This window comes from Silvimonas terrae (assembly GCF_014202765.1).
Lineage (GTDB): Bacteria > Pseudomonadota > Gammaproteobacteria > Burkholderiales > Chitinibacteraceae > Silvimonas > Silvimonas terrae.
The window spans coordinates 181929-204486 of sequence record NZ_JACHHN010000009.1 but is presented as its reverse complement, the minus strand read 5'-3'; the positions used below and the strand labels follow the sequence as shown (position 1 = coordinate 204486).

Genomic DNA, 22558 nt, shown 5'->3' with positions numbered 1-22558 from the left:
ACCGAGTTGGCGTCAGCGGTAAAAAACAAAAGGGCCCAGAGAGGCCCTTTTGTTTTGTCCGCGTTGATTGCTGCGTATTAGCGACCCAGCCGCTGGCAGATGGTAGACACCGCACCTGCCGCGTTTAGCGTGTAAAAGTGCAAGCCAGGTACACCTTGCTGCATCAAACGGTCACACAACTCGGTAATGAAATCGAGCCCCAGTGCGCGGATGGACGCGCTGTCATCGCCAAATGATTGCAGGCGCAGCTTGAGCCAGCGCGGAATCTCGGCCCCGCACATGTCAGAAAAACGGGCCAGCTGGCTGAAGTTCTGGATTGGCATGATGCCTGGCACAACCGGAATCTTGACCCCGCGCGCGGTCACCTCATCCACAAACCGGAAATAAGCATCAGCGTTGAAGAAGTACTGGGTAATGGCGGAATCCGCACCGGCGTTCACCTTGTTCACAAAGGCACGCAGATCGGCCTCGGCACTTTGGGCTTGCGGGTGGTATTCCGGGTAGGCAGCGACTTCAATCTGGAACCAGTCGCCATGCTGTTCGCGGATGAACGCTACCAGTTCATTGGCATACCGAAACTCACCGACATCCACCATGCCGGACGGGATATCGCCGCGCAGCGCCACAATGTGGCGAATGCCGTTGTCGCGATAACGTTGCAGAATGTCCGCCACACTGGCGCGGCTGGAGCCGATGCACGACAGATGTGGCGCAGCGGCCAGCCCTTCGGACTGAATATCCAGCACGGCGTTGAGCGTCCCGTCCTGGGTGGTGCCGCCCGCGCCAAAGGTCACCGAACAATATTCAGGTTTGAACTGCGCCAGTTGCCGGCGCGTAATGCGCAGCTTTTCGGTGCCCTCTGCGGTTTTGGGCGGGAAAAATTCAAAGCTGATGGGCGGTTGGCTCACGGTATCTCTGGCGCAAAAAATGAAGAAAACGGTGTCGCATCTTAACATTGTCCACCGGTCGCTGGCGCATCGCCTGTTTCATGCGGGTGTGAGCCCGGTGCATGTAGGACATATCAAACAGGCGAATGCGGCGTAGACCCCATGCCTTGTTTTGTCCGTATGGTCCTACAATGCATTCATCATCACCGACCCGATTACGCGACGACCCACCCGACACGATGCAGAACGCGATGCACGACCTGCCCGAATTGACTCGCAGCGAACTGGCTGCCCGCCTGAATGGATTGCGCCGGGCCCAGCGCCGCCAGCCCATGCCGGAGTGGGCCGCCCGTGCGCAGAGGCTGCAGACTTTGCGCCGGTTGATTGTGGAACACCGCGCGGAATTGATTGACGCCATCAATCAGGATTTTGGCCAGCGCCCGGCCCAGGAAACCGAACTGCTGGAGCTGGTGCCCACCCTGGCGGGCATTGAGCACGCACTCAAATGCGGCCAACGCTGGATGAAGCCACGGCGCCGCGCAGTGGGATGGCGGCTGTGGCCAGCCCGTGGTTGGCAAATGCCACAACCGCGGGGGGTGGTGGGGATTGTTGTACCGTGGAACTATCCGCTGTTCTTGTCACTGGGGCCGCTGACCGGTGCACTGGCGGCGGGCAACCGCGCCATGATCAAGTTATCAGAATCCTCCCCGGCCTTTTTCCGGGTCATGCAGCGCCTGGTAGGGGATTATTTTGCGCCGGATGAGGTAGTCGTACTCGGTGGAAATGTGGATGAAGCCCGCGCTTTTGTGTCGCTGCCGTTTGACCAGCTTGTGTTCACCGGCTCAACCGCCGTGGGCCGTAGCGTCATGCAGGCGGCTGCGGCGAATCTGACGCCGGTGACGCTGGAATTGGGGGGGAAATCCCCCGCGCTGATCACGGAAGATTGCGATTTTGAACAAGCAGTCTCCCGCATCCTGTACGGCAAGCTGGTGAATGCGGGTCAGACCTGCGTAGCACCCGACTACGTGCTGTTGCCAGCCGGACGGGAGGCGGATTTTATTGCCGTAGCCAAACGTTGGGCCGAGCGCCTGTATCCGGCCTGGCCGCGTGATTTTGCCAGCATGGCGACTGCCGGCCAGTTCCAGCGCATGCAGGCCGTGCACGACGATGCGCTGACGCTGGGGGCATTGGCGCATGGCTTGCTGCCGGCTGCCACGCTGGATGCCCAGGCGCGGTTCTTCCCGCCATTTGTATATACCGGCGTGCCGACAGATGCGCGTCTGCTTTCCGAAGAATTGTTTGGACCTTTACTGCCGCTAGTACCGTATCAAACGCTGGAGGAGGCGCTGGCCTGGATCAATGATCGGCCGCACCCGCTGGCGCTGTATGTGTTTACCCGTTCCCGCGCCAAGGTTCGCCGCGTGTTGCAGCAGACCCGGGCCGGCGGGGTCACCGTCAATGACACGCTGCTGCACATTGCCGCAGCGGAGCTGCCATTTGGTGGCGTAGGCGAAAGCGGCATGGGCGCTTATCACGGCAAGGATGGCTTTGATGGCATGTCGCACCTTAAATCTGTATTGCGGCAGGGGCCGATTCGCACGCTGGACTGGCTGATGCCGCCCTATGGTGAGCAATTTGCCCGGCTGGTGAAATGGCTGACGCGATAGCTTCATATTCGTCAGTGTGTAGCAAAGACACGAACATAACGCTTTCATTATGGCTATAACTCAAACACGGTTTGTGGCCGGCTCCTTCATTTGGCGCCGATCACGACAGGATTGATCATCTGGTTTTGTAGTCTGAGCAGTGCCTCAGGGGGAAAGCCCGATATCTGTCTGCCAGGGTCAGTTGCAGATGACTAGCCGATGGAACATAGAGTCCAGAGCGCAGCAGGATATCGATAACGTCACTTGAAAGGAGAACCCGACATGAACAAGACATGGATTGCGATCCCCGCAGTAGTTGCCCTGTTGGCTGGCGCCCCGGTTATGGCGCAAGAGATGAACAACACCGATGCACTCTCGGCGCCCAAGAAGTCGCCGGATGCGCGCCGCGCCGAAATTCGCAAGGTCACGCAGGAAACGCTGGAGACTGTCTACCAGAAGCACCCGACGGCGAAGGAAGCGATCGCCAAGTCGGCAGGCTATGCCGTGTTTAACAACGGCAGCGCCACGGTGATCTTCGCCGGTGCCGGCGGTGGTTCGGGTATGGCGGTGGACCCGGCGACCGGGCGTGAAGTCTTCATGCAAATGATCCAGCTCAAGGGCGGGATTGGTCTGGGCGTGAAAAACAGCCGTCTGGTGCTGGTCTTTAACGACAAGACCTCTTTCCACAAATTTGTGACCAAGGGCTGGGTACTGGGTGGCGAAGCCGCTGCCTCGGCCAAGGCTGGTGACGTAGGCGGTGGTCTGGAAGGTGCGCGTTCGCTGGGTAACGGTGTTTATGCTTACCAGTTCACCGAGAACGGGGCCGATGCTGAAGTGACCGTGACCGGGACCAAGTACTCCATTGACCATGATCTGAGCCCCAAGGCCAAGAAATAAGGGTCATGCAATACTGAAAAGGGGCCTGATGGCCCCTTTTTTATCTGCTTGAATCTGTTGAAGTTTCAAACTCAGAGTTTGCTGATCAGCACCTGGTCAATCTTGTGGTGATCAATATCCACCACCTCAAAACGGAACCCTTCAAACTCCAGCGCCTCGGCCTTTTTGGGAATGCGCTTGAGCCGCAGCATCAAAAACCCCGCCAGCGTGTCATAGCTTTCTTCATCCAGCAGGTCATCCAGGCCAATGGCGCGTTTCAGATCACCAATGGGGGTCATGCCGTCGGCCAGCCAGGAGTGTTCATCCCGCCGCACGATCTGGTCTTCATCACTGTTGTCCACAATGCTGCCTATCAGTTGACCGGTCACATCATTGAGCGTGATCACACCGACCACCAGCGCGTATTCATTAATGATGACCGCAAAGTCTTCCCGCGTTTCGCGGAAGCGGTCCAGCATATCGGCCAGCGACAAGGTATCGGGCACCACCAGCACGCCTTTGACCGCGATCTCCCGCAAGACGGTCAACAAAGGGGCTTGCGGGGTTTTAAGGATGGCGTGCAGCAGATCTTTGGCATCGATATAGGCAAACACGGTATCGATACTGCTGTTCTCGCACAGCGGAAACTTGGCATGCGGTTGTGCGGCGATTTTCTGGCGAATGGCGGCATCGGTATCGGTCATGGAGAAGTACACCACGGCCTCACGCCCGGTCATGGCCGAGGGCAGATAACGTTCGGCCAGCTCGAACACATTCTCGATAAACCGGTGTTCCTGCTTGTGCAAGGTACCGGCCTCGGCACCGGCATCGACAAGCGCAACGATCTCGTCTGCCGTCACTGTTTCCGAGCGCACCGTGGGCATGCCGGTCAGTTTGAGCACCAGCGTGGCAATCCCGTTGAACAGCAGCACAAAGGGTTTGAGCAGCACGGTGCACAAATGCATGGGCCGCACGATGGCAATGGCGATCTGCTCGGGTGCCACCATACCCAGCCGCTTGGGAATCAGATCGGCAAACTGGATAAACAAGCTGGTGGTAATCAGAAACGTCGCCAGAAAGGCCAACCGTACGGCCATATCCGGGTCCAGCGCATTAAAGCCGCGCAGCAAGAGCGGCGAGAACGTCGCATCGCCGACAATCCCGCCCAGAATGGCGACGGCATTGACGCCAATCTGTACCACGGTAAAGAAATCACCCGGTTTTTCCTGCAGGTCAATCACCGCCTGGGCGCGGGCTTCACCTTCTTCGGCCAGCATTTGCAATTTGAATTTGCGGGCGGACGCCAGCGAGATTTCCGACATGGAAAAAAACGCGGACAGTGCGATCAGCACGACCAGCAGAAAAAGACCTGTTGCGATACTCAAGAGGGGCCCCCGGTAAGAAACTATGCCATTGTGTTTTTGTGTGCGTCTTTACATTACAAAATAGCGCATCCCGCCTACCGCGCGGAAAATAAAAAACGGCGCCGCAGCGCCGTTTTTCTCAGTCTCAATCCGGTTACAGACCGGCGTCAGCGCGCAGCGCTTCGGCCTTGTCGGTGCGTTCCCAGGAGAAGTCCGGCTCTTCACGACCAAAGTGACCGTAAGCCGCAGTGCGGGTGTACACCGGGCGCAAGAGGTCCAGCATCTGCACAATGCCTTTCGGGCGCAGGTCGAAGTGCTTCTTGATCAGTTCAACAATCTGCGCGTTGGAGAGCTTGGAGGTGCCCCAGGTGTCGACCATGATCGAGACCGGCTTGGAGACGCCAATGGCGTAGGACACCTGTACCAGGCACTGCTTGGCAATGCCGGCAGCCACAATGTTCTTGGCAACATAACGGCCCGCGTAGGCAGCAGAGCGGTCCACCTTGGACGGGTCCTTGCCGGAGAACGCACCACCACCGTGTGGCGCTGCGCCACCGTAGGTATCGACGATGATCTTGCGGCCGGTCAGACCGCAATCGCCCATTGGACCACCAATCACGAAACGGCCGGTCGGGTTGACCAGGAATTTCGGGCTGTCCTGCAGCCATTCCGGCGGCATCACGGGCTTGATGACTTCTTCAATCACGGCTTCGGACAATTGGGCGTGGCTGACATCCGGGTGGTGCTGGGTCGACAGCACGATGGTGTCAACGGCCTTTACCTTGCCGGTTGCTGCGTCATACTTGAGTGTCACTTGCGACTTGGCATCCGGGCGCAGCCACGGCAGGCGGCCGTCTTTACGCAGTTCAGACTGGCGCTGCACCAGACGGTGCGCGTAATAAATGGCCGCCGGCATCAGTTGCGGGGTTTCGTCGCACGCATAGCCAAACATCAGGCCCTGATCGCCCGCGCCCTGGTCCAGGTCCATGCCCTGGCCTTCGTTCACGCCCTGGGCAATATCGGGGGACTGCTTGTCATACGCCACCAGCACCGCGCAGGTCTTGTAGTCAAAACCGATGTCAGAGTGGTCATAACCGATGCGCTTGACGGTGTCGCGCGCGATCTGGATGTAATCGATATTGGCAGAAGTGGTGATTTCACCCGCCAGCACCACAAGGCCTGTGTTCACCAGGGTTTCAGCCGCTACGCGGGCGTATTTATCCTGTGCCAGGATGGCATCGAGGATGGCGTCGGAAATCTGGTCGGCTACCTTGTCCGGATGGCCTTCAGAAACTGATTCGGAGGTAAACAGGAATTCGCTCATGGGCTTGATGATCCTTTATGCCATGTCTGTAATGGTTGAAAGTCGTTAGAATCCGGGTTTTTGCCCGAAAGGTCTTCATACATGCTGGTGCGTTTGCTCAGACCAATTGCATATACACCATTATGCATCCTGCAAGCTGTTGGTGCAGGATTGGGCTGGATTGCGTGGTGGACCTCGCCGACCTGGCGACGCCGGCTTGCCGATAATGCAAGGCGGGCCGCGCAATTCGATTCAACTATCGATTATATCCGATTAAGGCGCTCAAGTATTGCCGAGCACGGCAAGGGGGCGCTGGAGCTACTGGCGGCCTGGCTGCGTCCGGTACCCGTAGTGGCCGCGCTGGTGACCGAGGTCAAAGGGAAAGAACACCTTGATGCCGCTCTGGCCCGGCCCGAACCCATCATCTTCGTTTCACCCCATCTGGGCGCGATTGAGGTCTGTGGTGTTTACCTGGCCCATGCTGTGCCACGTGCCCTGGCCGCGCTGTACCGCCCGCCCAAACTGGCGTGGCTGCAACCCCTGATGCTGGCCAGCCGGGACCGCGGCAACGCGCGCGCTGCGCCGGCCAACGCGCAAGGGGTGCGCCTGTTGCTCAAGACCCTCAAGGAAGGGCAGTCAGTCTACATTTTGCCAGACCAGGCGCCCGGTGGCGGCGATGGCGCATGGGCACCGTTCTTTGGGCATCGTGCTTATACCATGACGCTACTGGCGCGCCTGGCGCGCTCCAGCAAGGCCACTGTATTGTTCTGCTTTGCCGAACGCCGCAAGGGCGGTCGCGGCTACATCATGCATTTCGAGCCCATGCAAGGCAGCTTCACGGGTGATGCCGTGGCGGATGCCACCACGCTCAACCAGAATCTGGAACGGCTGATTCTTAAAGCCCCAACCCAGTATCTGTGGAGTTACAACCGTTATAAAACCCCTGCCGGTGCACCGGCTCCGGAGTCTGAATGAGTTTTACCGCCCGTTTGCTAGCCGCGTTCTTCTGGCTGCTGCACCTGTTGCCTTTCACCGTGTTGCGCTGGTTGGGTGCTGCCCTTGGCACGGTGCTGTTTTACGTGGCCGCGCGCCGGCGCAAGATCGGCCTGACCAATCTGCGGCTGTGTTTTCCGGAGTGGTCGGATACCCAGCGCAGCAAAGTGCTGCATGAGCATTTCAGGTTGCTGGCCACTTGCGCGGTCAGTTATGGCGTGCTGTGGTTTGGCAGCAAGGCTCGGGTAGAGAAGCTGGTCCGCCGCGAAGGTTACGAGCATTACCTGGCGCATCAGGACCAATCCATCATCCTGCTGGCACCGCACTTTATCGGGCTTGATTACGGTGGCATCCGCCACACTATTGATCACTGGGGCGCCAGCATGTATTCGGCGTCGCACCAGAACCCGTTTGATGAACTGCTGTTGATGGGCCGCAGCCGCTTTGGCGAGCCTTTGCTGATCAAGCGTAACGATGGCATCCGTGCCATTGTCAAAGCGCTGCGTCAGCACACCATCCCGTTTTACTATCTGCCCGATCAGGATCTTGGGCCCAAAGAGTCGATCTTTGCGCCGTTCTTTGGCATTCAGGCCGCCACCATCCCCGCGCTGTCACGGTTGGCCCAAATGGGCCGCGCGGTGGTCATCCCCATGATCACGCGGCTGGAGAAAGACGGGTTCGTGACCCGTTATTACCCGGCATGGACCGACAACTTCCCGTCGGACGATCTGCTGGCCGATACCACGCGCATGAACCAGTTCATTGAAGATCGCGTGCGCGAAATCCCGGCCCAGTATTACTGGATGCACCGGCGCTTCAAAACCCGGCCTGAAGGTGAGAAGTCGCCTTACTGAGCGATCGCTCAGGCAGGCAGTAAAGCGAAAAACGAAAGCGGTGTGCGTGTGACGGCCACACCGATAATCCATGCAAATACCAGTAGCGCGGCAACAAAGGCGATGGCCCTTGTTTTTCTGGTCTTGCCGCGTTTAAGCGCGATCATACCCAGCCCGATATAGACAACCAGCCCGATCAGTTTGGCCGTTAGCCACGGCTGCTGACCCGGATACTGGTGGCTGATCACCGCCAGCGTCACACCGGCCGTCAAAAGCACGGTATCGACGATATGCGGCAGCACGCGCAGCCAGGTCTGGCGCAGTCGGGGTGATGCCGCCAGCATCAAGCCTCCCCGGTACAGAAACAATAGCCCCGACAACAGGACGCAAGTGACGTGGATCTGCTTGATGATCAGGTAATACGCCATGTTTTCTCCGTATCGGGCGCGCCGGGCGCAGGTGAGACCTACAATTCTGATATTCTGCCGGCTTCGCCGAGAGGCGACCAGTCACAAGGAGATGAACCATGACCGATGAATCCCGTCGCGACGAAAGCGACAGCGCTGGCGCGCCCGATGATGGCTCGATGCGCCTGTCCAAACGTATGGCCCAATTGGGAATCTGTTCCCGCCGCGAGGCCGACGATTACATTGAACGCGGCTGGGTGCGGGTGGATGGTGTGGTCGTCAACGTACTGGGTAGCCGTGTCAAACCAGACCAGCAGATTGCACTGGATAAACCGGCGCAGCAGGCTCAAGCCAACCGCGTGACCATCTTGCTGAACAAGCCGGTGGGGTACGTGTCCGGCCAGGCTGAACGCGGTTACAAACCGGCATCAGTGCTGGTGACCCTGGACAATCACTGGGACGGCGATCTGTCTGGTGTGCGTTTTCATCCGCAGCACTTGCGTGGCCTTGCGCCGGCAGGCCGGCTGGATATCGACTCTGTCGGTTTGCTGGTGCTGACCCAGGATGGTCGCATTGCCAAAACGCTGATTGGCGAAGACTCTACCGTCGATAAAGAATATCTCGTGCGCGTGTCCGGTTCGCTGTCGGCAGAAGGCTTGCGCATGCTCAATCACGGGCTGGAACTGGATGGCGAAAAGCTCAAGCCGGCCATCGTGACCTGGCAAAACAAAGACCAGTTGCGGTTCATTTTGCGTGAAGGCAAAAAACGGCAGATCCGCCGGATGTGTGAGCAGGTCGGCTTGCATGTGGTGGGGCTGAAGCGTATCCGCATCGGCAACGTGCGTCTGGGGCAGTTGCCACCCGGAAAATGGCGTTATCTGGCCTCGAACGAACAATTCGACTGAGCCATGCAGCGCGCTGATGTTCTCCTCGTGGAGCGCGGTTTTGCCGCCTCGCGTACCGCTGCGCAAGGCTTGATTGATGCCGGGCGAGTGACGGCAGATGGCAAGCCGGTGGCCAAATCCAGCCTGAAACTGCCACCTGACGCTGAAATCAGCATCACGCCGGATGCGGCTGACCGCTATGTGTCACGCGGTGGCCTCAAGCTGGCGGGCGCGCTGGCCCACACCGGGCTGGACGTCACCGGCATGCTGGCGCTGGATGTGGGTATTTCGACTGGCGGCTTCACCGATTGCCTGTTGCAAGCCGGTGCGCGCAAGGTGATCGGGGTAGAAGTCGGGCACGACCAGTTGCACCCGCGCTTGATGGCTGACCCACGCGTGACCCAGTTTGAAGGGGTGAATGCGCGGCACCTGGACGCCGCGTTGATCGCACCTGCCCAGGATGGGCCGATTGATCTGGTCGTGGGGGATGTGTCGTTTATCTCGCTCACTCTGGTGCTGCCGGCCATTGCCAGCGTGCTGCCCACCGGCGCGCGGCTGTTGTTCCTGGTCAAACCGCAGTTTGAGGTGGGTCCGCAGCGCATCGGCAAAGGCGGCATTGTGCGGGACGACAGTTGTTATCCCGAGGTCGAGCAGAAAATCCGCACGGCCGCCGCGGCCGCCGGGTTTGAGGTGCTTGATTACCTGGCCAGCCCGATCACGGGCGGAGATGGCAACCGCGAGTTCTTCATCTACGCGGTTTACCGCTGACCGCCCGTAGCGGGCCCTCACTCTATCTTTACTACTACCCCGGCTTTATTCGGCTGGGCAATTCACCATCCATGGCGTGCCAAACCGGTCGACCAGCATGCCAAAGCCTTTGGTCCAGAATGTGGCCTGGAAGGGCATGGTGATCTGGCCGCCTTCTGCCAGACCATGAAACATGCGCTCGCCTTGTTCCACTGAATCGGCATTCAGTGACAAGGTAAATCCGCTTTTGGTCGCCAGTGCACGTTCTGGCGGACAGTCTGCGGCCATGATCTGGGTGCTCCCCGCCGAAAAATTGCAATGCATGATCTTGTCGGCCCAGGCGGGGTCTACCGCCTGATCGGCCGGCGCTTCTTTGTAGCGCACCATGAACGTGATCTCGCCGCCCAGCACCTTGCTGTAAAAGGCCAGTGCCGCTTCGCAGTCACCATTAAAGGTGAGATAGGGCTGAACTTGCATGATGTGCTCCTGTTGCGTGAATAGAACTGGATGAGAACTGAATGCGGGGGGAGTCCCCACACCGTGTGTGAATTTTCTCAAACATGCCAACTTGAATGCAATAACAAGTAAGTTTCTGCCAAAATCGGGAAAGCAAATCATATGAACCTCATATGAACTTATAAATTTCCCCGGGTACGCTCATGCGCCTGATCCGCACGCTGGTCATTGTCTCTTCTGTTTTGTCTGGCGCGTCTGCGCTGGCGGCAACGGTTTCCACGTTTTCCCCTCAGAATGAAGTGCGTGAAATCCAGCAGGCGCGCGCGACTTTCTCTGCGCCAATGATCCGCATGGGCAGTGTGTCCGCTGCCGCACCCTTTAGTGTGGACTGCCCACAAAAAGGTGATGCCCACTGGATCGATGATCGCACCTGGGTGATGGATTTTCCGCAAGGTGTACCGGCCGCCACCATCTGCCGCTTTACGCTTAAACCAGACCTGCACACCCTCAGCGGTGAGGCCCTGACTGGCCAGCAACAATTCCGCTTTAACACCGGCCCGCTGGCGGTTGAAGAAAGTTCCCCCGGTGAGGGTGATCTGGTGGATGAAGACCAGACTTTTGCCTTGCGCTTTAACGGCGCCGTGAGCAAGCCGGTGCCCATGTTCTGCCAGGTAGAAGGCTCGCCCGAGCGCTTGCCGGTGCAGCGCGTCAGTGCCGCGGATCGTAGCGCGGTGCTCAAGTACCTGGATTGGGAAAAGCGCACGGCCAGCGTGGATATCGTCACTTGCGGCCAGCGTTTGCCTGCCGGCAAGAAAGTCAAACTGGTCCTGACCCGACCGGGTAGCGCAGAGCAGCAAACGCTCTCGTTCACTGTGCGGGAGGCCTTTACCGCCACACTCAATTGCGAGCGGGAAAATGCCAAGTCCGCGTGTATTCCGCTGCGCCCGATCGCGCTGCATTTCTCGGCCGAGGTCTCGCGCAAGCTGGCCGGACAGATTGTGTTGCAGACACCGGATGGCGAGCGCAAACCAGACTTGGGGCATGACCGGGGCGAAATGGTCTACGAGGCCAGTTTCAAACCACCGTTCTCGCCCAATGCGTCGTTCAAGCTCAAGCTGCCGGAGGGTTTTACTGATGCCAACGGACGCGAACTGGCCAACAAAGGTTCATTTCCGTTGTCGTTTGGCACGGCCTCCGCGCCACCGCTGGCCAAATTTGCCGCCGCGCCGTTTGGCATTGTGGAACTCAACGCCGAACCCGCCATTGCCGTGACATTGCGTGATGTGGAAGCTGATCTGGATGTGAAGCAGATTCAGGTGGGGCTGCAAAGCCTGACGGTCAAAGACGACCAGTCCATCATGAACTGGCTTTCCCGCGTGGAGAGCTGGCATGAGCCAACCGTGATGGTGGGCAAGAAGGGGGTCGAAACCCGGCGTTTATCCCTCTTGAAAGGGCAGGCCGGCGTGCAAAGCATGAGCGTGCCGACGGCGCCGGACAAAACCGGCAAGTGGCCGTTCTCGGTGGTGGGTATTCCGGCGCCGGAGCCCGGCTTGCATGTGGTGGAGTTGCAATCACATCTGTTGGGGAAATCCTTGTTGGGGCTGGATGCGCCAATGTATGTGCGCACCGCCATGCTGGTGACCAACCTGGGGGTGCACTTCAAGCGCGGCCGCGACAATGCCGCCGTCTGGGTCACCACGCTCGATTACGCCAAGCCGGTGGGCGATGCCCAGGTGAGTGTCTATGACTGCCGTCGCCAGTTGCTGTGGCAAGGCAAGACCAGGGCCGATGGCGTCGCCCGCATAGACCGGCCACTGGAAGAATCTGGTGATTGCCCGGGCAACTCGCTCTCCGGCTTGTTCGTGACGGCCCGCAAGCAGGACGAGAAAGGTCGTAATGACGTCTCATTTGTGCGTTCAGGTTGGGATCAGGGCATTGAAGCCTGGCGTTTCCCCTATCCGACCGATACCAGCCCGCAGCCCTCTGTGCGCGCCACCACCGTGCTGGACCGCCCGCTGTTCCGTGCCGGTGATACGGTCTCCATGAAGCATTTCATGCGCCTGGAAACCAGCAAAGGCCTGGCCTTGCCGCGTGCGGCACAACTGCCGGACCAACTGGTCATCACGCACGATGGCAGCGGTCAGACCTTTGATTACCCGCTGACCTGGCGGCAAGGGCGTTATGCCGAATCCACCTTTGCTATTCCCAAAGCGGCCAAGCTGGGCACGTATTCGATTTCGCTGGTCAAAAAGCCGCAGCGTAGTGCCAACCAGCACGGCCCGGCCAGTATTGAGCGGGACGGTATCACCTTGTATACCGGCTCATTCCGGGTAGAGGAGTTCCGCCTGCCGGTGATGCGCGGGCAGTTGTCGGCGGATGCCAAAACCACCATTGCGCCCGCATCTGTCCCGCTGAAAGTCTCGCTGTCTTATGGCACGGGCGGGCCCGCCAAAGGGCTGCCAGTTCAAGTTAGCGCCATGCTGCGCAGTCGGTATGACCGCCTGGATGGCTACGACCGCTTCAATTTTGACCCGCCAGAAGCGAACGAAGATGCGCCGCAAAAGGGCCTGAATGGCAAAGTAGTGCTCGATAAAGCCGCGCTGGTGCTGGATGCCAATGGCAATGGCAAAGTGGATGTGAGTGGCCTACCCAAAATTGACCGCCCTTACGACATGGTGGTCGAGGCCACCTATGCCGATCCGAATGGCGAGGTGCAGACCCTTTCACGCACCGTCCCGTTATGGCCCGGCAGCGTGCGCGTGGGCATGACGGTCGATGACTGGATGACCGCCGGCAAAACCGCCAATGTGAAAACCGTGGTGCTCGATACAAATGGCAAGCCGCTGGCTAATCGCAAAGTGACCATCAATGCCGTGGAGCACGTCTATCTGTCCAGTCGCAAACGGCTGGTGGGCGGGTTCTATGCCTACGACCATCACGACACCACCAATGACCTGGGGCAGGTGTGTGAAGGCAAGACCGATGGTCGCGGCTTGTTGTTCTGCGATGTCACCCTCAAGAATGAAGGCAGTATCGAACTGATTGCCCGTGCCCCGGATGATGCCGGGCGCGTCGTGGCGGCGTCCAGCCGGGTCTGGGTGTCGCGCGAGGGCGAAATGTGGTTTGACGTCGATAACAACGACCGCATGGATGTCCTGCCGGAAAAAACCAGCTACCAGCCAGGGGACATGGCGCATTTGCAGGTGCGTATGCCGTTCCGCAAAGCCACCGCGTTGCTGGCGATCGAGCGGGAAGGTGTGATTGACACGCGGGTGGTGGAACTCTCCGGCAAAGACCCGGTGGTTGATCTGAAGATTGAGCCCGAGTGGGGCCCGAACGTGTATGTCTCTGTGCTGGCGGTGCGTGGTCGCGTGCGGGATGTGCCGTGGTATTCCTTCTTCACTTGGGGTTGGCGTACGCCGCTGGAATGGTGGGATGCCTTCCGTCACGAAAGCCCGGACTACCAGGCGCCCACCGCGATGATTGATCTCTCGCGCCCGGCCTTCAAATACGGGATTGCCGAACTTGCTGTGGGTACCGCCGGCCACAAGCTGGCCGTGACGGTCACGCCGGACAAACCGGTGTATTCCATCCGCAAGACGGCGACCGTGAAAGTTCAGGTCAAGCTCCCCAACGGGCAGCCCGCGCCGGCCGGGTCAGAAGTGGCCTTTGCCGCAGTGGATGAAGCCCTGCTGGAGTTGCAACCCAACGACAGCTGGGACTTGCTCACCGCCATGCTGCAACGGCGCAGCTACGGGGTAGAGACCGCCACCGCGCAATTGCAGGTGGTTGGTAAACGCCACTTCGGCCGCAAGGCATTGGCCCCTGGCGGAGGCGGCGGTTTTGCGCCAACACGTGAACTGCTCGACACCCTCTTGACCTGGCAGCCGCATGTGGTGCTGGATAAAAACGGCAGCGCAACCGTGTCTGTGCCGCTCAACGACGCGCTCACACGCTTCAAGCTGGTGGCTGTGGCGGATGTGGGAGAGGCCTACTTTGGCACGGGTCAAAGCGCCATCACCGTCACGCAGGACGTGCAGATTACTGCAGGCGTGGCCCCGCTGGCGCGCACTGGCGATCAACTGGATGCCGGCATTAACGTGCGCAATGGTTCCAGCCGTGCCATGACACTGCAGGTGGAAGCGCAGGCGAGCGGATTGCCGGCGCTGGTAGCACAGACCGTACAAATCCCGGCGGGAGAGGCGCGTGAGGTGCGCTGGCCGGTGACCATTCCGGCCGGCATCTCCAGCCTGCAATGGACCTTTGCCGCACACGAACAGGGCGGTGACAAGGCGCAGGACAAACTGGCCTTTACCCAACAGGTAGAACCCGCCACGCCGGTGACGGTGCAACAGGCCACGTTGCGGCAACTGAATGCGCCGCTGTCCATTCCGGTGGGCTTGCCGCAAGGCGCAGAGCCGGGGCGTGGCGGCGTCTACGTACAGTTGCAGAGCAAGCTGGCTGGCGACATGCCGGCCGTACGCGACTGGTTCCTGCGCTACCCGTATAGCTGCCTGGAACAGCGCTCTTCCATCGCGGTTGGTCTGAATGACAAACAGCGTTGGGAGGGCATCATGGCTGATCTGCCCACCTATCTGGATGCAGACGGTCTGGCGCAGTATTTCCCGGTGCAGGAGGGCAGCCCGGCGCATGGCAGCGATACGCTCACGGCTTACGTGCTGGCCTTGGCCAACGAAAACGGCTGGACTATTCCGGACGACGCACGCGAACGCATGCTCACCGCCTTGGGCAATTTTGTCGATGGCAAACTCAAGCGTGATCTGTGGATGCCGCGAGATTCGTCTGACGCCCGCCGGCTGGCCGCGCTGGAAGCGTTGTCCCGCTATGGGCGTGCCCAGCCACGCCAGCTCGATACCCTGACGCTGCAGCCCAATAGCTGGTCGACCGGCATGCTGATCGACTGGATGTCTTTGCTGGAGCACATGAGCAACGTGCCGGATCGTGCCGCACGGCTGGCGCAGGCCGAACAACTCTTGCGTGGACGCTTGACCTATCAGGGCACGCGCCTGGTGTTCTCGACCGAGCGGGATGACTACTGGTGGTGGCTGATGGGCAATGCCGACGTGAACACTGCGCGGCTCGTGCTGACGGTGAGCCAGTTGCCCTCGTTCAAGGACGACATGCCGCGCCTCTTGACCGGCTTGTTGGGTCGGCAGGAACGGGGTAGCTGGATGACCACCAATGCCAATGCCTGGGGCGCGCTGGCGGTCCGCCATTTCAGCGCGCAATTTGAAAGCCAGCCGGTCACCGGGCAGGTCGATATTACGCTGGGTAGCGCAAAACAGAATGTGCCCTGGACCGCAGCCCAACCGCCACGCGCCGAACTGCCATGGCCGGCCGGCGGACAAGGTACGCTCTCGGTTACGCAGCAGGGCAGTGGTGCGCCGTGGGCGACCGTACAAGTCCTGGCTGCATTACCACTGACCGCTCCGCAAACGGCGGGCTATCGCATCAAGAAGACGGTGACGCCGGTAGAGAGCAAAACACCGGGCCAATATAGTCGTGGCGATGTTCTGCGGGTCAAACTGGAAATCACCGCCCAGGCAGACATGACCTGGGTGGTGGTGGATGACCCGGTGCCTACCGGTGCCAGCATTCTGGGTAATGGCATGGGGCGAGATTCGCAAATTGCCACACAGAACGAGAAACAGGAAGGCGATGCCTGGCCGGCGTATGTTGAACGGCGTTTTGCCGGCTACCGCGCGTATTACGAGTACATTCCGCGCGGCACATTCTCGGTGGAGTACACCGTGCGGCTGAACAGTACTGGTGCATTCAAACTGCCGCCGACGCGCGTCGAAGCGCTGTATGCGCCAGATGTATTCGGTGCCGCCCCCAACCCGGTGTACAAGGTGGGTGATGCGCATTAAGTCTGTCAGGGCCGGGCTGGCGCTGGTTGCGGCGCTGGTCAGCCTGCCCGCCTGGGCCTTGCCCGACTTTGCGACGGTCAAGGCCGGTTGGCGTTCATCTGACGTGATCTTGCTGGATCGCCACGGCCAGCCCCTGCAACGCGTACGGGTAGATCAGAAGCAGCGCAAGCTCGACTGGGTAACGCTGCCAGAGATTTCCCCGGCCATGCGGCAGGCGCTGGTGGTGTCGGAAGATCGTAACTTCTACAGTCACAGCGGTGTTGACTGGTCCGCCGTGGCCGCCGCCAGTTGGGGTAATGTGTGGAACAAGCGCACGCGTGGCGCTTCCACCTTGACCATGCAACTGGTGGGCTTGCTGGATGACGACCTCAAGCGCGGCAATCAAGGTCGCTCACTCGGGCAGAAGGTGCAACAAGGCTGGTCGGCAGAGTGGCTGGAGCGACGCTGGACCAAGGCGCAGATTCTGGAGGGGTATCTCAACCTGGTCGGGTTTCGCGGGGAGATCGTCGGGCTGGATGCGCTGAGCGCATCGCTGTTTGATAAAGCCCCGTCCGGACTGGATGCGCATGAATCTGCCATTGCCGTGGCGTTATTACGCGCGCCCAACTCAGCGCCGGATAAAGTAGGCTTGCGTGCCTGCGGCATCCTCAAGGACATGGGCCGCCCGGCCGATTGCGACCAGTTACGGGTGGAGGCGCAAATTGCGCTGGCGCGTCATGGCAATGGTTATCAGCAAGATGAACAACTGGCCCCGCACTTTGCCCGCAAATTGCTGGCCCGCAGCCCGTTACCGGCGGGGACGGTGGTGCGCACGACACTGGATGCCGACCTGCAACGCTTTGCCACACTGACCCTGCGACGCCAGTTGTCCGAATTGCGTCAGCGCAATGTGGAGGATGGTGCGCTGGTGGTGCTGGATAACCGCAGTGGCGATATTCTGGCCTGGGTGGGCTCCAGCGGTGATTTGTCGCGGGCGGGGGATGTCGATGGGGTGACCGCACTGCGTCAGGCCGGCTCCACCCTCAAACCGTTTCTTTACCAACTGGCGCTGCAAGGGCACTGGCTGACCGCAGCCTCTTTGCTCAACGACAGCCCGCTGGACCTGAATACCAGCAGCGGCCTGTATGCGCCGCAAAACTACGACAAGGATTTCAAAGGCCCGGTGTCGGTGCGCACCGCGCTGGCCTCGTCACTGAACACGCCTGCGGTACGCACGATCGAAATGGTGACGCCGGCACGGCTGCGGGAGCGCCTGTATACCCTGGGGATGACCAGCCTGAACGAGGCCGGGGATTACTACGGTTACAGTCTGGCGCTGGGCGCGGCCGATATACGATTGCTTGATCTGGCCAACGCCTACCGCACTCTCGCCACGGGCGGCACACAGAACCCGCTGCGCTGGCTGGGCAGTGACCCCAAGCCTGGCAGCAAGCGGGTGCTGGACGAACAAAGCAGCTTCATCATCAGCGACATTCTGTCTGACCGCACCGCCCGGGCCCGCACCTTCGGCCTGGAAAGTGCGCTGGCGACGCGGTTCTGGACTGCGGTCAAAACCGGCACCAGCAAAGACATGCGCGACAACTGGGCGGTGGGTTATTCGCAGCGCTATACGGTGGCGACATGGGTGGGTAACGCCAGTGGCGCGCCGATGTGGGATGTCTCTGGCATGCACGGCGCCGCGCCAGTGTGGCTGGCGGTCATGAACCAGTTGCATACAGGGACGCCATCGTTACTACCCACGCCGCCCGCAGGTATCCAGGCGCAGCAAATCCGGTTTGAAGACAATATTGAGGCCAGCCGGCGGGAGTATTTTTTGCCGGGTACGGCACGGGACGAAATTTACCTGGCCCGGGATGACGCACGTGACCGGCCGGCAGGGATTTCCTACCCGGTCGAAGGGGCCATTTTTGCGCTGGACCCGGATATCCCGCCGGCCAATCAACGCATTGTGTTCCGCGCCAACGGCACTGCCCGGCCGCAATGGTGGCTCAATGGCAAGCCTTTGGGGCGCGGCCAGACCCTGGCCTGGTTCCCCATGCCGGGGCGGCATGTGCTGGAGCTGCGCGATAACACTCGTTCGGTGGAGCAGGTCCATTTTGAGGTTCGCGGCGCATTCCTGCGGCAAACGCCACCCCGCAAAGGGGCGGGCAAGAAAACATAAAGGCCACCCGCAGGTGGCCTTTATGGATGCTGGGTCAGGCCCGGTCTGAGCGGGTGCCTGATTTTTAGCGGCCAGTGCTGGATGCAATATTGTGTGGCGGTGGGAAAGCACCGTTGTTGGCACCCATATTACCTCCCATATTGCCGCCATTTGCCAGGGCTGCGCCGGTCAGCGCACCCGCCAGTACTGCAATAAAAAGCAGTGAGCGAATCATGATGTTCTCCAGTGAGCAAGCCCGCAGGCTCTTGCATGGATGTACGCCCGCAAGCGGACGCTGGATGCGCTCATGCAGACCAGGGGCGACAGACGGCAACAAAAAAGCCGGCAGCAGCCGGCTTTTTTTCGGGACCGTCAGAGGCGCCAGGATCAATCGTCATCGCTATCGTCGTTGGGGTCATACGGTTGCTTGCCGTACATTTTCTCGCCGGCTTCCACGTCGACCAGCAAGGCCTGCACGGCGGGCTCATTCGGGAAACGTTCGATCTCATGGCGGTAATAACCCAGGCTATCCGGGAAAGAGTAAACCGCCTCCCGCATGCGCTGGTGCGCCATGCCTTGATCACCCATCAAGGCACGCATGATGGATTCGTCTGACAACTGACCCGGGTACGGGTGCAGGCGATCCAGTTGCGAGACAATCCCCATTTTCCAGCCCATATCCGAGCGGTTGGCGACGACAAAGTTGGAGAGGCCAAACTCGGCAAAATAATCCAGGAACGGATTTTTGCGCATGCCTTCCAGAATGTGGATACGGCGCTCGTTTTCTTTGACCTTGGCCGTGTTATCCATGATGGGATAAAGCTGCAGGTAGTACACCAGACCGGCAATGCCCAGACCCAGCGCAACCAGCCCGGCCAAAAGGCCACCCAGGCGCGTTTGCAGCGAGGACAAACCGCTGCCCGGCGTGCCGTCGTACATCATGAACAACATCAGCGCAAACGGTCCGAGGAAGTGGAAGTACCACAGGGGGTACTCCACCAGGCTGTGCAGGATCGAGACCAGCACCATGGCCGCGCCGAATACCGCCACGGGGTCATGCCGGCGTCGCCACAGCGCAATAAAGGCAATCAGGATCGGTACGACCACCACGCCCGCGCCGACAACGCCGGTTTCCGCCATCAGGTTCAAGAGCGAGTTGTGGCAGTGCGTAAACAGGACCGGCTCGACCACTTTGGCGAACTCCGGAATCACCTGCAGGCGCACACTTTCTGCCCCGTAACCACCCCAGCCAATACCCAGCAGCGGGTGTTCGCGGAACACGATCAGTGCTTTTTGCCATTCCACCAGGCGACGGGCACCGTTGGAATCCAGTCGATCCAGTCCGGTCGGGACTTCGTTTTTGGCATGCAGTGAGGCTTGCGCCAGATGGTTGATCACCGGTGCGACAAATTGCATGGCCAGGATCAGCACGGCCGCGCCAAACAGCAGGGTGGCAAACCGGCGGTTATCCCCACGTGTGCTGAAGAACAGAATGCCGCCAAACACCAGCCAGGCGCCGGCGTACAGGAAGATGGAGCGTGAGCCGCACCAGGCCATCGACAAAGTCAGCCAGATGGCCAGAACCCAGAAGGCCCAGCCTTGCAGACGGCGATGTGCGCCCAGCCATGCGGCGGCAGCCAGGCCCCAGGCCAGGTAGTGGCCATACATGTTTTTCTGGCCGATATTGCCAAACACCAGGCCATTGCCGGTCTGCTGGACGTGAATGATCTGCGGAATCGACAAACCGGTGTTGAACAGCGCGCCGATCAGCAAACCCCAGGCCAGGGCCACTGCCAGGGGTTCGAGGCCGTGTTCATCACGCGCCAGCGACAGGCTCCACACCACCAGAGCAGCACCGAGCATGTAGCTCATCGGGATGGTGCGTTCGGACCAGTAGATCACCGGCATGGCGACGATCTGCACTGCCAGCACCGCGGCAAGCGCCAGCCAGGGCCAGCTCATCAAGGGCGGGCCGGAGCGGCGATTGCTGGCGGGCAGCGTCGCTGCGGCCATGACAATCAGCGCACAAAAACCGTAGGCGGCCAGTTCGGACGGGAACACCGGGTTGGGCGGATAACGAAAGGGAATGCCACAAGGCACGCAGGCCAGCAGGAACAACAGGGCCTGGTAGATACGAAGTGAAGGGTGCGTTTTCATTGTTCTTGCGTGTGGGTTTGAGTCGAAGCGCGAGTGCCGGTCCAGCGGGCAACCACGCAACCGGCTTCATACAAAAGCCAGAGAGGAACGGCAAGCAGGCATTGCGAGAGCGGATCGGGCGGTGTGACCACGGCGGCCACAATAAAAGAACCGACGATCACATACGGTCGCCAGCTCACCAGTTTTTCTACGGTCACCACGCCAATATGAACCAGCAGCACGATTGCCACCGGCACTTCAAAGGTGATCCCGAAAGAGATAAACAGCCCCAGTACAAACGAGAGGTACTGTTCGGAGTCTGGTAGCCATTGCATGGAGCTGGGCACATGCGAGGCCACAAAGGCAAAAACGGTTTTGAACACAAAGAAGTACGCAAACGACATGCCCAGCAAGAACAGCAGGGTAGAGGACACTACCAGCGGCAAGATCATGCGTTTTTCGTGGACATATAGCCCCGGTGCCACAAAGGCCCAGACCTGGTAGAGTGTATGCGGCATGGTCACGATCACCGCCGTCAACGCCACAATCTTGACCTGCAGCAGGAACGGCGACGCAATGCCAATGGAGACCAGCTTCTGGCCCGGCAATACAGCGGTCAGCGGGGCGACCAGGAAGTCATACAACTGCTGGGAGAAATAAAAACAGATGGCGAAAGCGATGAAGAACACCACGGCGCTGCGCACAATGCGGGCGCGCAGCTCGATCAGGTGAACCAGCAAGGGCTGAAAATTATCCTCAATCATGGATCAGCGGCGATCACGCGCCGGCGAAACCGGGGCGCTGGGGGTAGAGGTTTCAAACAGATCCAGCTGACGCTCGTCATGTGCGGGGGCACTGGTCTGAGGGGCTGGGTGTGAGACCGGCGCGGCGGCAGGCGCTGGCTGCAAGGCTTGATCAGCGGCGGTGAGCGCAAACTGATCCGGCTCTGGCAAGGGGGTTGCCGGTGGGTCTACCGGCGTGTTCATGGCTGCGGGTGCGGATACCTCCGCCGGACCAGCCAGCAGTGCCGCTTTGGCGTCGGCCAGCGGCTGGTGGATGGTATTGCGCAAATCGTTGCCATGAGAGCGCATCTCCGCCTCCAGCTTCGCCAGCTCGGTTTGCGAGATTTCGCGATCCAGATCGGCTTTGACGCTGGCGGCAAAACGCTGGGCACGCCCTACCAGCAAACCCAGCGTTCGCGCTACCTTGGGCAGCCGTTCCGGCCCGATCACCACAAGAGCAACCGCGCCAATAACGGCCATTTCACCCAGACTGATATCAAACACTGCCGGTATCCGCCTTGTGATCCGGTCAGCGCTTGTCGCGCTCTGCGGTGTCGATTACACGCGGGGTGTCGGTGTGGTTCTCGGCCGGCTTCTCGCCTTCGCCGTTGACGCCTTCCTTGAAGCCGCGCACCGCAGAGCCCAGATCCTTGCCGACATTACCCAGTTTTTTGGTGCCAAACACCAGGACAATGATCACCAACACGATCAGCCAATGCCAAATACTAAGCGAACCCATTGCGTTGTACTCCCGGCGCCACGCGCCGCAGGTTGAACCGGACAAACCCCGGCAGGTCAGGGGTTTGACTCTTTACACGTTGTTTATTGCGTCTTGATGGCAGCCAGGTCTGGCGACATGGTCTCGCCGCCAAAGACATGCACATGCAAATGAAAGAACGTTTGCCCACCGCCGTGGCCGGTGTTGATGACGGTGCGAAAACCCTCTTTCAGACCTTGTTCGGCGGCCAGTTTGGGCGCCAGCAACAGCATCTTGCCCAATAGGGCCTGATGTTCCGGGCCGGTATGAGCCAGCGAATCGACATGGATTTTAGGTACGATCAGAAAATGCACTGGCGCTACCGGATGGATATCATGAAACGCCACCACGTCATCGTCGCTGTAAATCTGTTTGCTGGGGATTTCTCCGCTGGCCAGCTTGCAGAACAGGCAATCGCTCATCAAGTTTCTCCCATTACGCCCACAAGGGCACCAT

General features: G+C 59.9%; 19 protein-coding genes. 8 read left to right on the top strand and 11 right to left on the bottom strand.

Annotation, left to right across the window (positions count from 1 at the left end; genetic code table 11):
* Positions 1–77 precede the first annotated feature (77 nt).
* Positions 78–908 carry a methylenetetrahydrofolate reductase [NAD(P)H] gene (gene metF, locus HNQ50_RS19045; RefSeq protein ID WP_308419183.1) on the bottom strand — a complete coding sequence of 277 codons (831 nt, stop codon included), beginning with the start codon at positions 906–908 and terminating at the stop codon, positions 78–80.
* A 230-nt stretch (positions 909–1138) separates the two neighbouring features.
* On the opposite strand from metF, the gene HNQ50_RS19040 reads away from it, so the two are divergent.
* Both HNQ50_RS19040 and HNQ50_RS19035 read left to right on the top strand, forming a co-directional pair.
* Positions 1139–2554: a coniferyl aldehyde dehydrogenase gene (locus HNQ50_RS19040; protein ID WP_184102800.1), complete on the top strand. Its 1416-nt coding sequence runs from the start codon at positions 1139–1141 to the stop codon at positions 2552–2554.
* 261 nt (positions 2555–2815) lie between these two features.
* Complete coding sequence (locus HNQ50_RS19035; RefSeq protein ID WP_184102799.1) at positions 2816–3430, top strand: lipid-binding SYLF domain-containing protein; 615 nt, start codon at positions 2816–2818, stop codon at positions 3428–3430.
* A 71-nt stretch (positions 3431–3501) separates the two neighbouring features.
* On the opposite strand, the gene paeA is transcribed toward HNQ50_RS19035, so the two are convergent.
* Both paeA and metK read right to left on the bottom strand, forming a co-directional pair.
* The gene (paeA, locus tag HNQ50_RS19030) at positions 3502–4794 is read right to left on the bottom strand and encodes a polyamine export protein PaeA (RefSeq protein WP_221303257.1); all 1293 of its coding nucleotides are present in this window, start codon (positions 4792–4794) and stop codon (positions 3502–3504) included.
* A 133-nt stretch (positions 4795–4927) separates the two neighbouring features.
* Positions 4928–6097: a methionine adenosyltransferase gene (gene metK, locus HNQ50_RS19025; protein ID WP_184102798.1), complete on the bottom strand. Its 1170-nt coding sequence runs from the start codon at positions 6095–6097 to the stop codon at positions 4928–4930.
* Positions 6098–6178: 81 nt separating this feature from the next.
* Here metK and HNQ50_RS19020 point away from each other — a divergent pair, with 81 nt between their 5' ends.
* Positions 6179–7051, top strand: coding sequence for a lysophospholipid acyltransferase family protein (locus HNQ50_RS19020; RefSeq protein WP_184102797.1), 873 nt, complete (start codon positions 6179–6181; stop codon positions 7049–7051).
* Positions 7048–7923 carry an LpxL/LpxP family acyltransferase gene (locus HNQ50_RS19015; protein WP_184102796.1) on the top strand — a complete coding sequence of 292 codons (876 nt, stop codon included), beginning with the start codon at positions 7048–7050 and terminating at the stop codon, positions 7921–7923. Before HNQ50_RS19020 ends, HNQ50_RS19015 begins: the two co-directional genes overlap by 4 nt.
* An 8-nt stretch (positions 7924–7931) precedes the next feature.
* Here the strand turns inward: HNQ50_RS19015 and HNQ50_RS19010 are convergent, their stop codons facing one another.
* Positions 7932–8330, bottom strand: coding sequence for a SirB2 family protein (locus HNQ50_RS19010; RefSeq protein WP_184102795.1), 399 nt, complete (start codon positions 8328–8330; stop codon positions 7932–7934).
* Between the two features lie 98 nt (positions 8331–8428).
* On the opposite strand from HNQ50_RS19010, the gene HNQ50_RS19005 reads away from it, so the two are divergent.
* Positions 8429–9214 (top strand): pseudouridine synthase, encoded by a 786-nt coding sequence (locus tag HNQ50_RS19005; protein ID WP_246428789.1) that lies wholly within the window; start codon positions 8429–8431, stop codon positions 9212–9214.
* Positions 9215–9217: 3 nt separating this feature from the next.
* Positions 9218–9961, top strand: a complete 744-nt coding sequence (locus tag HNQ50_RS19000) for a TlyA family RNA methyltransferase (RefSeq protein ID WP_184102794.1) — start codon at positions 9218–9220, stop codon at positions 9959–9961.
* 45 nt (positions 9962–10006) lie between these two features.
* On the opposite strand, the gene HNQ50_RS18995 is transcribed toward HNQ50_RS19000, so the two are convergent.
* The gene (locus HNQ50_RS18995; RefSeq protein WP_184102793.1) at positions 10007–10417 is read right to left on the bottom strand and encodes a VOC family protein; all 411 of its coding nucleotides are present in this window, start codon (positions 10415–10417) and stop codon (positions 10007–10009) included.
* A 182-nt stretch (positions 10418–10599) separates the two neighbouring features.
* On the opposite strand from HNQ50_RS18995, the gene HNQ50_RS18990 reads away from it, so the two are divergent.
* Together HNQ50_RS18990 and pbpC are read left to right on the top strand one after the other, a co-directional pair.
* Positions 10600–16287, top strand: coding sequence for an alpha-2-macroglobulin family protein (locus HNQ50_RS18990; protein WP_184102792.1), 5688 nt, complete (start codon positions 10600–10602; stop codon positions 16285–16287).
* Entirely contained in the window at positions 16277–18448 is a 2172-nt protein-coding gene (pbpC, locus tag HNQ50_RS18985) for a penicillin-binding protein 1C (protein ID WP_184102791.1), read from the top strand. Before HNQ50_RS18990 ends, pbpC begins: the two co-directional genes overlap by 11 nt.
* Before the next feature lie 64 nt (positions 18449–18512).
* Here pbpC and HNQ50_RS18980 read toward each other — a convergent pair whose 3' ends face one another.
* The 6 genes from HNQ50_RS18980 to HNQ50_RS18955 form a co-directional block, all read right to left on the bottom strand.
* Positions 18513–18662, bottom strand: a complete 150-nt coding sequence (locus tag HNQ50_RS18980; RefSeq protein ID WP_184102790.1) for a hypothetical protein — start codon at positions 18660–18662, stop codon at positions 18513–18515.
* Positions 18663–18814: 152 nt separating this feature from the next.
* On the bottom strand, positions 18815–20584 hold the full coding sequence (locus HNQ50_RS18975) for a PglL family O-oligosaccharyltransferase (RefSeq protein WP_184102789.1): 1770 nt from the start codon (positions 20582–20584) through the stop codon (positions 18815–18817).
* A complete protein-coding gene (gene tatC / locus HNQ50_RS18970) occupies positions 20581–21327 on the bottom strand; it encodes a twin-arginine translocase subunit TatC (RefSeq protein WP_184102788.1) in 747 nt (248 codons plus the stop codon). The genes HNQ50_RS18975 and tatC overlap by 4 nt, the downstream gene beginning before the upstream one ends.
* A gap of 3 nt (positions 21328–21330) precedes the next feature.
* On the bottom strand, positions 21331–21849 hold the full coding sequence (gene tatB, locus HNQ50_RS18965) for a Sec-independent protein translocase protein TatB (RefSeq protein ID WP_184102787.1): 519 nt from the start codon (positions 21847–21849) through the stop codon (positions 21331–21333).
* 25 nt (positions 21850–21874) lie between these two features.
* Positions 21875–22084, bottom strand: coding sequence for a Sec-independent protein translocase subunit TatA (tatA, locus tag HNQ50_RS18960; RefSeq protein ID WP_184102786.1), 210 nt, complete (start codon positions 22082–22084; stop codon positions 21875–21877).
* A gap of 83 nt (positions 22085–22167) precedes the next feature.
* Positions 22168–22524, bottom strand: a complete 357-nt coding sequence (locus HNQ50_RS18955) for a histidine triad nucleotide-binding protein (RefSeq protein WP_184102785.1) — start codon at positions 22522–22524, stop codon at positions 22168–22170.
* Positions 22525–22558 lie beyond the last annotated feature (34 nt).

Bases quoted from the DNA above. Each gene is read 5' to 3' on its own strand.
- HNQ50_RS19040 (WP_184102800.1), top strand. From the start codon at position 1,139: ATGCACGACCTGCCCGAATTGACTCGCAGCGAACTGGCTGCCCGCCTG.
- HNQ50_RS19035 (WP_184102799.1), top strand. From the start codon at position 2,816: ATGAACAAGACATGGATTGCGATCCCCGCAGTAGTTGCCCTGTTGGCT.
- metK (WP_184102798.1), bottom strand. From the start codon at position 6,097: ATGAGCGAATTCCTGTTTACCTCCGAATCAGTTTCTGAAGGCCATCCG.
- HNQ50_RS19020 (WP_184102797.1), top strand. From the start codon at position 6,179: ATGCTGGTGCGTTTGCTCAGACCAATTGCATATACACCATTATGCATC.
- HNQ50_RS19015 (WP_184102796.1), top strand. From the start codon at position 7,048: ATGAGTTTTACCGCCCGTTTGCTAGCCGCGTTCTTCTGGCTGCTGCAC.
- HNQ50_RS19010 (WP_184102795.1), bottom strand. From the start codon at position 8,330: ATGGCGTATTACCTGATCATCAAGCAGATCCACGTCACTTGCGTCCTG.
- HNQ50_RS19005 (WP_246428789.1), top strand. From the start codon at position 8,429: ATGACCGATGAATCCCGTCGCGACGAAAGCGACAGCGCTGGCGCGCCC.
- HNQ50_RS19000 (WP_184102794.1), top strand. From the start codon at position 9,218: ATGCAGCGCGCTGATGTTCTCCTCGTGGAGCGCGGTTTTGCCGCCTCG.
- HNQ50_RS18995 (WP_184102793.1), bottom strand. From the start codon at position 10,417: ATGCAAGTTCAGCCCTATCTCACCTTTAATGGTGACTGCGAAGCGGCA.
- HNQ50_RS18990 (WP_184102792.1), top strand. From the start codon at position 10,600: ATGCGCCTGATCCGCACGCTGGTCATTGTCTCTTCTGTTTTGTCTGGC.
- pbpC (WP_184102791.1), top strand. From the start codon at position 16,277: ATGCGCATTAAGTCTGTCAGGGCCGGGCTGGCGCTGGTTGCGGCGCTG.
- HNQ50_RS18980 (WP_184102790.1), bottom strand. From the start codon at position 18,662: ATGATTCGCTCACTGCTTTTTATTGCAGTACTGGCGGGTGCGCTGACC.
- HNQ50_RS18975 (WP_184102789.1), bottom strand. From the start codon at position 20,584: ATGAAAACGCACCCTTCACTTCGTATCTACCAGGCCCTGTTGTTCCTG.
- tatC (WP_184102788.1), bottom strand. From the start codon at position 21,327: ATGATTGAGGATAATTTTCAGCCCTTGCTGGTTCACCTGATCGAGCTG.
- tatA (WP_184102786.1), bottom strand. From the start codon at position 22,084: ATGGGTTCGCTTAGTATTTGGCATTGGCTGATCGTGTTGGTGATCATT.
- HNQ50_RS18955 (WP_184102785.1), bottom strand. From the start codon at position 22,524: ATGAGCGATTGCCTGTTCTGCAAGCTGGCCAGCGGAGAAATCCCCAGC.